General features: G+C 73.3%; 9 protein-coding genes. 6 read left to right on the top strand and 3 right to left on the bottom strand.

Translation table 11 applies throughout. The annotated features are described in order from the left end of the window. Nucleotides 1-4: 4 nt before the first annotated feature. The 6 genes from ACSYGN_RS08440 to ACSYGN_RS08465 all read left to right on the top strand — a co-directional run bounded on the left by ACSYGN_RS08440 (nt 5) and on the right by ACSYGN_RS08465 (nt 8,947). A complete protein-coding gene (locus tag ACSYGN_RS08440; RefSeq protein ID WP_460393483.1) occupies nt 5-1,261 on the top strand; it encodes a TRAFAC clade GTPase domain-containing protein in 1,257 nt (418 codons plus the stop codon). Beyond that, entirely contained in the window at nt 1,258-3,921 is a 2,664-nt protein-coding gene (locus ACSYGN_RS08445) for a GTPase-associated protein 1-related protein (RefSeq protein WP_460393485.1), read from the top strand. The genes ACSYGN_RS08440 and ACSYGN_RS08445 overlap by 4 nt, the downstream gene beginning before the upstream one ends. Then, the gene (locus ACSYGN_RS08450; RefSeq protein WP_460393487.1) at nt 3,918-5,594 is read left to right on the top strand and encodes a TRAFAC clade GTPase domain-containing protein; all 1,677 of its coding nucleotides are present in this window, start codon (nt 3,918-3,920) and stop codon (nt 5,592-5,594) included. Before ACSYGN_RS08445 ends, ACSYGN_RS08450 begins: the two co-directional genes overlap by 4 nt. 276 nt (nt 5,595-5,870) lie before the next feature. Continuing rightward, nucleotides 5,871-6,545 carry a vWA domain-containing protein gene (locus ACSYGN_RS08455; protein ID WP_460403301.1) on the top strand — a complete coding sequence of 225 codons (675 nt, stop codon included), beginning with the start codon at nt 5,871-5,873 and terminating at the stop codon, nt 6,543-6,545. Between the two features lie 8 nt (nt 6,546-6,553). Next, nucleotides 6,554-7,609 (top strand): protein phosphatase 2C domain-containing protein, encoded by a 1,056-nt coding sequence (locus ACSYGN_RS08460; RefSeq protein ID WP_460393489.1) that lies wholly within the window; start codon nt 6,554-6,556, stop codon nt 7,607-7,609. After that, a complete protein-coding gene (locus ACSYGN_RS08465) occupies nt 7,610-8,947 on the top strand; it encodes a protein kinase domain-containing protein (protein ID WP_460393491.1) in 1,338 nt (445 codons plus the stop codon). Between the two features lie 101 nt (nt 8,948-9,048). Here ACSYGN_RS08465 and ACSYGN_RS08470 read toward each other — a convergent pair whose 3' ends face one another. From ACSYGN_RS08470 to ACSYGN_RS08480, 3 genes are all read right to left on the bottom strand, one after another. Beyond that, nucleotides 9,049-9,369, bottom strand: coding sequence for a hypothetical protein (locus tag ACSYGN_RS08470; RefSeq protein WP_460393493.1), 321 nt, complete (start codon nt 9,367-9,369; stop codon nt 9,049-9,051). A 106-nt stretch (nt 9,370-9,475) separates the two neighbouring features. Then, nucleotides 9,476-10,984, bottom strand: a complete 1,509-nt coding sequence (locus tag ACSYGN_RS08475; RefSeq protein WP_460393495.1) for a hypothetical protein — start codon at nt 10,982-10,984, stop codon at nt 9,476-9,478. Between the two features lie 319 nt (nt 10,985-11,303). After that, nucleotides 11,304-11,855: a DUF1697 domain-containing protein gene (locus ACSYGN_RS08480; RefSeq protein ID WP_460393497.1), complete on the bottom strand. Its 552-nt coding sequence runs from the start codon at nt 11,853-11,855 to the stop codon at nt 11,304-11,306. Between the last annotated feature and the right edge of the window lie 107 nt (nt 11,856-11,962).

Genomic DNA, 11,962 nt, shown 5'->3' on the forward strand with positions numbered 1-11,962 from the left:
AGCCATGACGACCGTGATCTGCCCCTACTGCTTCGACCGCGCGTCGGCGGCAAGACTGCCGTACCGCTGTCTGATGACCCCGAGCGGCGTCCGCGGGGGCACCCCCTGCGGGCCCGAACGCGACGACGTGTGGGCCGGTTTCATGGGCCCGAGCGTGCCCCCGGCGGCACGGCAGCGCGGCCCGGTGTTCGCTCCGGCCAGGAGCGTCGCGTCGCTGGCGGCGGGGCTGCGCGGCAGGTCGGGCAGCAGTGTGCCGTGCCCCCAGTGCGGGGTGCCGACGCCGGTGCGGGTGTGCCGGTCGTGCCACAGTGATCTGCCGAGCGACTACTGCGACCAGGACAGCCGGATCATCGCGCTGGTCGGGGCGAAGGCGTCCGGCAAGAGCACCTATGTCTCGGTGCTGGTCAACGAGTTGAACCAGCGCGTCGGGCAGGCGTTCCACGCCTCGCTGGCCGCGATGGGGCAGAGCACCCAGCAGCGCGACCGGGAGATGGCGGAGGACCTGTACGAGCGGCTGCGGCTGCCGGAGGCCACCCGGCCCGCCGCGCTCGGTTTCAACGACCCGCTGCTGTACCGGCTGAGCGTGCCCCGGCGCGGACCGCTCGGCAGCGGAGGCACCCGGCACACCACGCTGGTGTTCTTCGACGCGGCGGGTGAGGATCTCGCGGGCAGCGAGGCCATGGACCGCTACACCCGCTATCTGAGCGCCGCCGACGGCATAGTGCTGCTCGTCGATCCGCTCCAACTCGGCTCGGTGCGGGACCGGTTGGCGGGGCATGACGGGCCGCCGCTGCCCGTCGTGGAGACCCCGCCGCAGCAGATCGCCGCCGATCTCGCCGCCCAGTTGCGCGCCCACGGCAAGGGCGGTTCGCGCGGCAGGGTGTCCACGCCGATCGCGGTGGCCGTCACCAAGACGGACATGCTGCGCCCGCTGCTCGACCCGCACTCCCCGGTGCTGCGCAACGCCCCGCACACCGACGGCGCCTTCGACGCGGACGAGCGGCTCGGCGTCCACGAGGAGATCCGCTCCCTGATGGCCGACTGGGACTCGGGGGCGCTGGTCCGGCAACTGGAACTGGACTTCACCGAGTTGTCGCTGTTCGGTATCTCCGCGCTGGGCGCACCACCACCGGCCGACGCACCGGCTGACGTACCGAAGTCGGGGCCGCAGCCGGTGCGGGTGGAGGATCCGCTGCTGTGGCTGCTGGCCCGGCGGGGTGTGCTGCCGGTGCGCAGCGCGGAGAAGGGGCGTGTCAAGTGAGCCTGGTCCAGCTGCACTACACCTCGGCGCCGCCCGGACCCGACGGTTCGGGCTTCCGGTTCACCGCGGTCAGCCCCGGTGTGCCGCAGCCGCTGCTGAGGGAGGCCGAGCAGCTCATCGGCTACGAGCCGCCCCGCGACTGCCCGGCCCGCCCGGACGCCGAGCAGTTGAAGGGCTTCCCGAAGGCGTTCAGCTGCACCGAACTCGCCGACGGCGGCCGTCTGCTGAGCCGTTCCGTCTACACCGGGGCGGACTACAGCGGGCGCTGGGGCAACTTCCACGCCCACGCCCTCCATCTGCCGCCCGGGACACGGCTGCCGGACGGCGCGCTGCCCATCACCGTATGGGAGTCGCCGACCTGGGCGGACGCCACCCCGGCGGACGGGCGGCCGGTGCCGGTCGACCGGCTGGAGCCGTCGGGGATGCTGCGCCGGGAGGGACTGATCGCGTTCGCTCGGTCGCGGGCCGAGCGTCTGGCCCCGTTCTTCGCCGATCTGCGCACCCTGGCCGACGGCACCGACGCCCGTCAGCTGGTGATCGTGGAGCGGGACAGCGCCGATGTGGCGCTGTGGATCGCGCTGGCGTGTACCGTGCTGCCGCGCGAGCAGGCCCACCGGCTGACCTTCACCACGTACACCCGCCGTCCGCAGCAGGCCCGTCAGCAGGTGGTCGGCGCGCTGCCGTCGTCCGAACCGGTGGCGCACGACCAGCGGTTCCGGGTGCACGACGGCACGGGACCGGCCCCGGCCGCCCCGGTGACGGACGCCTGGGCGGAGGTCGCCGCGCGGATCTGGTGCGCGGGGCTGCCCGAGCTGTTCCGGGACGTGCCGCACGAGCTGGGCCCGCTCGCCGTGGCGGCGCTGACCGCGGGGGTGGAGCTGCGCCCGGACGGGCGTGCGGCGGCGGCCCGCCTGGCGGTGGAGCGGGCCGGGACGGTGGACGAGGAGACGCTGGCCCGGCTGGTCGGCGCGCTGTGCACGGGGAGCGGCGGCGGAGCGGACGCGGGGCCGGGCGCGGGGTGGGGCGCGGGGTCGGGTCGTAGTGCCGTCAGCCGTGCCCGAGCCCTCGCCGCCGACAGTGCGGCCGACGGTTCCGCGGCCGGCTCCGCCGCCGGTGAGCAGGAGGCGCTGGCCGCCCTGCTGGCCCGGCTGGACGGCCAGGTGCCGACCTCGGTGTCCGCGCCGCTCGCCGCGCTGGTGCTGGCGTCGGCGGTGCTGGCGCGGGGCCCGGTGCCGATGCTGCGCGCCGGTTCGCTCACCCCGGACGCCCAGACGGAACTGGCCCGCGACCTCGCCCCCGCCCTGTGGTCCGGTATCGCGGACGCGGCCGAGCCGCCCGCCGGGCGCCCGCTGGCCCTGCTGCGAGTCGCCGATCTGCTCGACATCGACTGCGCGGACGTACTCCCGGACCTGGCGGGCCGCCTCGCGCGCGCCCTGGTGGGTCGCCCCGGCCCGGACCCCGAGCCGGACGCACGGCCCACCGGGTCCGCGGCGGGCCCGGCGCATCCGGCGGGCACCCCTGCCCCGCCGGACTCGGACCCCACGGCCTCGGCGGACGCCGACGCCCCGGGCTGCCCGCCCGCCGTCCTGGACGCCGTGCACGGTCATCCCGGCCTGCGCATCGCCCTGTTCGGCGCGCTCGACGCGCTCGCCGCCGCGCATCCGGTGCGGGTCGCGGCCCGGCTCGGCGGTTCGGGGCTGCCCGTCGCCCTGCCGCCCGTCCGCCCGCATCTGCGGATGTGCGTCATCCCGCCCGAGCCCGCGGGCGGCGACCGTCTCGCGCGCTTCCAGGCCCTGCTGCGCACGGCCGGTGTCTCCCCGCACGCCGAACCACCGGTGCTGCGCACGGCGTTCCACCTGGTGTGGCCGGGGCCGGAGGACCGTCCGACCGGTGAGGAGGCGAGCCTGCTGCTCAACGAGATCGGCTCGGACGCGCACCGCGCCGCGGGCACCCGGGACCTGCTGATCGAGGCCGCGCTGTCCGCGCCCGCGGACGACCCCGATGTCCCGTTCCTCGCCGTCGATCTGCTGACCCGCTTCTCCGACGAACTGAGCCCCGGCCGGCGTGCCGCCCTGCTCCTGCTGGAGTTCACGGGACGGCTCGGCACCGAGGCCGAGGGCGAGAACTGGGTGTACACGATACGGCAGTTGCGCGACGGCGCCGCCGAGCCGGTCCCGGAGCCGGTGGCCGAGCGCGCGTACACGGTGCTGGCGCGGCGGTTGCTGAGGACGTACGTACCCGAGAGCGAGCTGTACGGCCTGGCCCGCTCCGGCGAGCCGGGAATGCTGGCGGCGTACGAGCGGGCGGCGCGCTCGGAGCGCACCGGTGACCGACTGCGCACCTCACCCTCGTATCTCGCCGCCCGCTTCTGCGACTGGAGCGCCTTCCCGGGCACCGCTCCCGGCTGGGACCAGACCCGGACGGCGCTGCTCGGCAAGGTGCTGCGGCCGATCGTGCGGGCGCTGCCCGCCGCGGACCAGACCGGGGTCGAGGAGGCGCTCGGCCGGGCGGGCGGCGGCAAGCTGGACGCCTACCGCGCCTGGAACCGGCCCGGTGCGTTCGGCCGGCTGGCGGGGCGGTTCGCCGGGCGGGGGCGGCGCGGCGAGCAGGGCGGCTGGTACGGCGATGTCGAGCCACCGGGGGCGGGGGGCCGCAGATGAGAGCCGAGTACACCGGGCTGCTGGCCCTGCTGGGCTGGACCTCGGCGATCGCCGTCGCCGTGTGCCTGTTCCGCACGCTGTGGGAGTTCCTGGTGCTGGGGGTGCGTGCCGTGTGGCGGGGCCTCGGGCCCTGGCAGGCCGGACGGCACGACCAGCGGCTGCCGCCGCGGATCGGCGCTGTCGAACCGGCGTATCCCGGGTACTGGTGGGGGCAGTTGCCGGTGGACTGCGGTTCGGCGGCGGCCTACGGCATGCGGGTGATCTGGACGGCGTTCATGGATCCGTGGATGCACCGCGTCGCACGGAACCTCTTCCGGGGGCGGCGCCCCTCCGGGATGCGGGCGCGGGCGCCGCTGTACCGGATGTGGCTGATCGTGTTCGTCGCGCCCGGCACCGCCGGCGGAGCACTGCTCGGGGCGGTCCTGGCGACCGTGCTGCTGGGCTGGGCGCTGCTGTTCTTCGCGCTGCTGACGGGGCTGGTGTGGCTGGGCTGCGCGGCGGCCGTGCCGGTGCTGCGGGGTGCGGAGGGCAGCTGGGCGCTGGTGCGGCGTATCCGTGTGGTGTGCCCGCACCCGGGCTGCTGGCGGCCGGTCCCGCTGGCCGTGCACCGCTGCCCCAACTGCCGTGCCCCGCACCGTGCGTTACGGCCCGGGCAGTACGGCGTGCTGTGGCATGTGTGCGTCTGCGGGCACCGGCTGCCGACGACCCGGACAGCCGGGCGAGGCAAGCTGACCATGGTGTGCCCGCACTGCGACCGGCATCTGCCGGACGCCGTCGGCACCACCCGTGTGGTGCACACACCGCTGGTCGGCGGCACGTCCTCGGGCAAGACGATGCTGCTGGCCGCGATGGTCGAAGGACTGCACGCGCTGTCCAGGAACGGCGAGCTGAAGGTCGAGTACGCCTCGGCCGACGACCGCCGCGCCCACAACGACCTCGACCAGGAGCTGCACAGCACCGGTTGGGCCCGCGCCACCACCAACGCCCGGCCGCGCGCCCAGATGCTGACCGTCACCCGGGGCCGACGCCGTCGGCTGCTCTACCTCTACGACCCGATGGGCGAGTCGGTGAAGGACGCCGAACGGGTCCGCGAGCAGCAGTATCTGGCGCACGCCGACGGGGTGATCCTGGTGGCCGATGTGCTGGCCGATCCCAAGGTGCGGGGCAGGCTGAGCGACACGGACCGGACGCGGGCGGCCGACGCCCGCCCGTCGGCGCAGGGGCCGTGGGAGACGTACCAGAGGCTGACCGGCGAGCTCGCCGCGCTCACCGGGCGGCGTGCCCGGCTGCCGGTGGCAACAGTGGTCACCAAACGGGACGTCCTCGACCAGTTGGTGTCGCTCCCGGTGCCCGGTGCGCGGATCGACACCTGGCTCGCCGACATCGGTCTCGGCGGGCTGGTGCGGGCCCTCGGGCACGACTTCCGCGCCGACCGCTACTGGGCGGTCAGCGCCCACGCAGCCACCGGGCCGGGCCAGTTGGAGGGCGAGCAGCGCAGGGCCGCCGAGCCGGTGCTGTGGCTGCTGGCCGCCTCGGGGCTGCGCACCGGCGCGCTCACCGGATCCGGCTCCGGGCCCGGGCGCGCCGATGGCGGCCGGGGCGGGCTGTCGCGGTTGCGCGTACTGAGGCTCCGTCAGAGGACCGGGAACGAGAGGAGGTACAGCGCGGTATGAGCCAGGTGACTCCTGCGGTCGGGCGGGCCCGGCGGGTGGTGGCGGGCCTGTTCGTCGCCTCGCTGGTGCTGGCCGCGGCCTCGATGGCGGGCGGCGCGTGGTGGCTGCTGCGCTGAGCAGCCGGGCAACGGCCAGGGCAGGAAGCGTGGTTGCCCCGCGCCCGACGAACAGAAGACGAACAGAACAGAATAGAACAAGACAGGACAGGACAGATGACCGAGAAGACGGCAACGACCACCGGAAGGACACGCAGTGAGTGACATCCCCGGCGGGCCCATGGCGAACCGGCCGGTCCACTTCATCTGGCTGCTCGACTGCTCGTACTCGATGCAGGGCGAGAAGATCGCCAAGCTCAACTACGCGATCCGGGAGGCCATTCCCGAGATGCGCTCGGTGGCTCATGACAACCCGGCCGCCCAACTGCTGCTGCGCACCATCACGTTCTCGTCCACCGCGCGGTGGCACACCCAGAACCCCGTCCCGGTCGACGACTTCACCTGGCAGGACGTGCAGGTGGACGGCATGACCAACCTGGGCGAGGCGCTGCACCTGGTGTCCCGGGAGCTGAAGACCCCGCCGATGCCGCAGCGCGCCCTCAAGCCGGTGCTGGCGCTGGTGTCGGACGGGGTGCCCACCGACGACTGGCGGGCGGGCCTGAAGGCGATCGACGCGACGCCCTGGGGCCGCAAGGCGGTACGGGTCGCCATCGCGATCGGCACCGACGCGGACCGCGGGGTGCTCCAGGAGTTCCTCGGCAACCCGGAGTTGCAGCCGCTGGACGCCAACAGCCCCAAACAGCTCGCGGCGGCCATCAGATGGGCGTCCACGGCGGCCGTCAAGGCGGCCTCCCAGCCTGTCGCGGGCAACGGTTCGGGCTCCGGGGTGACCATGGCCAAGCAGCCGTTCGCACCGCCGGTCCTGGACGACGACGATGACGACGACGTGTGGTGACGCTCGGGGTGCGACGCTGGGAGACACTGAGCGGCACGGTCCAGGGAGTCAACAAGAAGCGCAACCAGGACTGGTTCACGGTCGAGGGCACCGGTTCCGGTGACGACCCGCTGGTCCTTGCGGTGGCCGACGGGCACGGCTCGGCGGTGCACGCGCGCAGCGGCCTGGGTGCGCGTTTCGCCGTGGACCGGTTCACCGCCCTGGCCGCCGAGTTCGGCCGGTCGGCCCGCGACTGCCATGAACCGGGGCGGCTGGCCCGCCTGATGGCGTACGCCCGGGACGGCTTCCCGCGCACGCTCGTCCACGAGTGGCGGGAGTCGGCCCTCGGGCACTGGGAGCGGAACCCTCCGTACCCCGACACGGGCGGCCCGGAGCCCGGTCCGGAGCAGAAGCTGGTGCTGTACGGCACCACGCTGATCGGCGCAGTCCTCACGCCGTGGCTGCTCGTGGCCTGGCAGATCGGTGACGGCGATCTCGCGGTCGTCGAGCACGACGGCACGCTGTGCCGCCCGCTGGCGCCCGCGGAGGAGGACCTGGGCGACGAGACCGAGTCGCTGTGCGGGCGGGAGGCATGGCGGGCGGTGCGGATGCACTGGGCGCCGGTGTTCGAGGAATCGCGCACCCCGCGGCTGGTGGTGCTGTCCACGGACGGGCTGTCCAAGAGCTTCGCCTCGGGCGACGGCTACCGGCAGTTCGTCGCGGGTCTGGACGGCCGGCTGACGGCGGAGGGCGGCGAGGACGTACGGGCCGCGCTGCCGCAGTGGCTGGCGCAGGCGTCGCAGTACTCCGGCGACGACACGACCCTGGTGGCGGCGCTCAGGTACGCCTACGCGGACCACGCACAGGTCGCGGAGCGGACGACGGCGGCTGCTGCGGCAGCGGCCCCGGAGGCGGCGGACGACGCGAAGGCCGACGACGCGGGCGGCGAGGCCGACGGTCCGACGGCCGGGGCAGGTGACGCGACCGCCGAGGCCGGGACCGGAGCGCCGGCGGCAGCCCTTCCCGGCGAGGCGTCCGCGGCCGGCGGCGGCCGCACGGAACTGGAACGGAATACGGAGACGTAGATGAGCGGCATGCTCGACAGCGGTACGCGCCTGACGGTGGAGAACGGCGACGAGGCCGAGATCACCGGCTTCCTCGGCGCGGGCGGCCAGGGCGAGGTCTACCGGGTCAGGACGCCGAACGGGGAACGCGCGCTGAAGTGGTACTACCCGACGTGCGCGACCCCGGAGCAGGAGGCGATCGTACGGGAGCTGGTGGACCGGGACTTCGCCGACGACCGGTTCCTGTGGCCGGAGGCGTACGTGCCGGAGCGGCACGGCTCGTACGGCTATCTGATGGGGCTGCGCCCGGACCGGTTCAAGGGTCTGCCCGCACTGTTCCGCCGCCAGCTGCGCACCAATACACAGGCGTTGCTGACGGCGTGCCTCTACACGGTGGAGGCGTACCAGGCGCTGCACTCGCGCGGCATCGCCTACCGGGACATCTCCTGGGGCAACATCTTCTTCGACCCGGCCACCGGTGACGTGCTGGTCTGCGACAACGACAACGCGGTGGTCGAGGGCGACGTCAGCGGCATCTCCGGAACGATGGAGTTCATGGCACCGGAGCTGGTGCGCGGCGATCCGGGCGCCCGGCCCGGCACCCAGTCCGATCTGCACTCCCTCGCCGTGCTGCTGTTCATGTTCCTGATGAATCATCACCCGCTCAAGGGCAGGCGGGAGTTGCAGATCCACTGCCTGGACGAGGCGGCCGAGCGCAAGCTGTACGGCAAGAACCCGCTGTTCGTCTTCGACCCGGCCGACGACTCCAACGCGCCCGACCCGATGGAGCACGCGACGGTGCTGGCCACCTGGGACGCGGCGGCCGGGCGCCTCCAGGAGCTGTTCCGCCGCAGTTTCACCACCGGACTGCACGACCCGGCGTCCCGGGTGCGCGAGTCGGAGTGGCGCAACGCGCTGCGGGCGGTGCTGGACTCGGTGGTGGAGTGCGCCTCCTGCGGGCGGCAGAACATGACCGAGCCCGGCGAGAACCCGCCGCCGCGGCTGTGCTGGGGCTGCAGCGGACGGCTGGTGCTGCCGCCGCGGCTGACGGTGACCACTCCCCCGCCGCGCACCGAACACCACATCCGGCTGCGCCGGGCCGCCCGGGTACAGGCGCACCATCTGCACCCGGAGCCGACCCGGCACGACTGCTCGGACGCCTCGCTGGTCGCGGAGCTGGTCGAGCACCCGACGAAGCCGGGCCGCTACGGCATCGCCAACCGCTCCAAGGACACCTGGACGGGCACCCGTTCGGACGGCAGCGCGCAGCGGATCGGCCCCGGCCAGACGGTGCCGCTGCGCTCGGGCCTGGAACTGGAGCTCGGGGGAGGGGCCCGGGCGGTCGTACGGGCCAAGTGAGCCGGTGAACGTACGGCGGCCCCGTCACCGCACGCCCGCGGTGACGGGGCCGCTCCGTTCTGTCCGTCCGGGTCTGTCGACCGGGTCCGTCCGACCGGGGTCTACAGCCCGAGGACCCGGCCCAGTTCCTGGACCAGCGCGAGCCCGCCGCTGCCCGCGGCGACGCCCACGCTGATGGTCTCCAGGGCGGCCTTGATCCGGCCCCGGTTGGCGGGCTCGCCGCCCTGTCCGGCGCTCGCCAGCTCGCCCTGGATGACCTGGGCCTGCGGGACGAGGGCGGGGTTGTCCTGCCGCAGCCGGTCCACCAGCCGGTCGGCGAGCTGCAGGACGGCGGCCGGGTCGGCGCCGTAGTGGTTGATCTCGATACGGCCGTTGTCGCCGATGTTGCTGCCCGTGACGTTTTCGATGTTGTACGTACCCATGTGCCGGCTCCCGGTTCTGCGGTGTGCGTTCTGCGTTCTGCGTTCTGCGGTGTGCGGTGTGCGTGCTGTGGTCGGCGTTGCGCAGTGGGCGCTGAGGACCCGACGTTCAGGGGTGCTGAGGCCCGCCGGGGCCGCCCGGCCCCTGTCCCGAAGGCCCTTGCCCCTGCGGACCGTTGTTGTTGTTGACCTGCCCGTTGGGGCCGATGTTGCTGCCCGTGACGTTGCCGATGTTGTAGGTCTGGGTGCTGATGACGGCCTGCGCCTTGTCGAAGGAGCTGGTGTCGACGTTGTGGTCCTGGAGGAAACGCTCGGTGGCCACGAGCACGCCCTGCTGGAGCCGGAACAGGAAGTCCTGGGCGTCGACCTCCTCGTCGTAGCCCGCCTGGCGCCAGTCGCCGAGCCCCTGGCGCACACTGCCGACGGCGCCGCGGTCGTAGATCACATGGTGGTCGGTGATCTCCCGGCGCTGCCGTGCGAGAGCCTTCTCCGCCGTGCGCCGCCACCGGCTCCGGGCCGTGATCCGTCCGATGGCGCCCTTCAGTTCGGGCAGGGTGTGCGAGGTGGCGTACGAGACGAGGCTCCACCAGCGTTCGAAGCTGGCCACCGGCAGCCGGTCGACCTGGTAGAAGCGGCCGCCGAGCGGGGGGATGGCGTAGGCGGCGACCTCCCACGTGAGGCTGGGCCCGCTGAGGATCGCCCGCAGATACAGGGAGACGATCAACCGCCCGCCCTCACCGACCCGTTCCAGGCACAGATGGGTGCGCATGCCCGCACCGGGGTTGATCAGCCCCGACTGCACCCACTGCTTGTCGATCCGGGCGCAGGGTCTGCCGACCGGGTCGGGCAGCAGGTCGGGCAGGAGATGGGCCTTGGAGCCGAGGACGTAGAGCCGGTTCTTGGCGCGCAGCCCGTCGAGGCCGGAGATGCCCTCCATCTCCCGTGCCACATAGGTGTGGAGGTCGACGGCGTCGAAGGGGCGCAGGGTGAGCTTGCCGCCGTTCGGGGCGTCGGCCGGGCGGCTGACGTCGATGGGCTGCCAGACGACTTCCTTGATCTTGCTGCCGCTGCCGACGAACGGGTTGGCGCGGGCGGCGGCGTCGGCGTACGCCAGGACGTTGGCGCGTTTGAGCTCGTGCAGCCACGCCTCGGCCTCGGGTTCCACGGGAGGGGCGAGCTTCTCGGCCTTGTCGGGGTGCTGGAACACGCCGCGGGCGGCGGTACGGGCCTCGGACTCGGCGCGGTGCACCAGCCACCAGGAGACGACGAGGATGCCGGCGATGCCGTAGCCCCCACCGAGAGCGACGGACCCGATGCCCCGGACGAGGCCCGACACCACCGCCGCGAAGGCCGCCAGCAACGCGACGGAGAGCCAGGCGAGCTGCCGGTCCAGCGTCTCGCGGCGGCGCAGGGCCGCGCGGGCGTGCCGGGCGAGGGCGACGAAGTTGATGCCGAGGGTGAGGCCCATGGCGGTGATCCCGTCGCCGGTGAGTTCCCGGTCGGCATCCAGGGCGAACTGCTCGTCGAGGTGGACCGACGCGCACAGCCGCCGCGTCACCCCGTCCTTGCGGTACTGGGGCAGCGTCGGCAGCCCTCTCGACGGTACAGCTGTGCTCACTTCGACCGGCCCCCGATTCCCGTCCCCCGAGTGTCTGTGCGGCGCGCTATCAACCCTAGGGACAACACGGGCGCATTGTCCCGGGGTTCACCCGAGTCGGGCGCGATCGGCATGCGGAGTGGTGGCCGGTTCGGCGGCGGTCCGGGGCACGGTGGTCGCGGTCCGGCACTCCCCTGTGTTGCCGGACCGCGACCACGGCTGACCACGTCGTACCGCAGTGGCACGCCTTCTTGTCGTGGTCGGCACTACTTACTGCGCCTCTTGCGCCGTTGGTGTCACAGTGCGATCTGACCGTGCGAGAACGGGACTTGACGCTCCCTCACCCCGCACGGGTCAGCTCCGCCAGTTTCACGACCGTGTTCCAGTTGCGGGTGGTCGCGATCAGCCCCTTGTTGAGGCGGGGACGGCTGAGGTACTCGGCGAGCTTGGAGCGGCCGAGACCGCCGGGCGCGTAGAGATACAGGGCGCGGTCGCCGAGACGGAACTCCTCGGGCAGGAAGGCCGGCCGGTCGACCTCGGCGAAGCGCTCCTCGTCGACCTGTGCGGAGAAGTAGGTGACGTGCAACTGCTTGGCCTCCAGTTCGGCGGCCGGGAAGGGGCACGCCGCGACGACGGCCGCGAGATAGGCGTGGTCGCGCACCAGGGCGTCCACCGTGAAACCGAACTCCTGCTCGATCGATTCGGTCAGTTCGGCGGCCAGGGAGTCCTCGTCGCCGTGGTCGGCGGTGAACGCGGCCTGGCCGCTCTGGAGATAGGTGCTCACACCGGTGTGCCCGAGACCCTCCATGAGGCTGCGCAGCCGGGCCATCGGAAGCTTCTTCTTGCCGCCCACGTTGATCCCGCGCAGCAGCACCGCATACGTCGTCGTCACGCGGCCAACCCTAGGGCAGACCCTGAGCGGGCGTCCGCGCCCCGTGGGGGTGGGCGCGACCGCCGCTGGGGGAGGCTGGGCGACCCCGCGAAACTCTCGCCGATCGG

Source organism: Streptomyces sp. YIM S03343 (assembly GCF_054729195.1).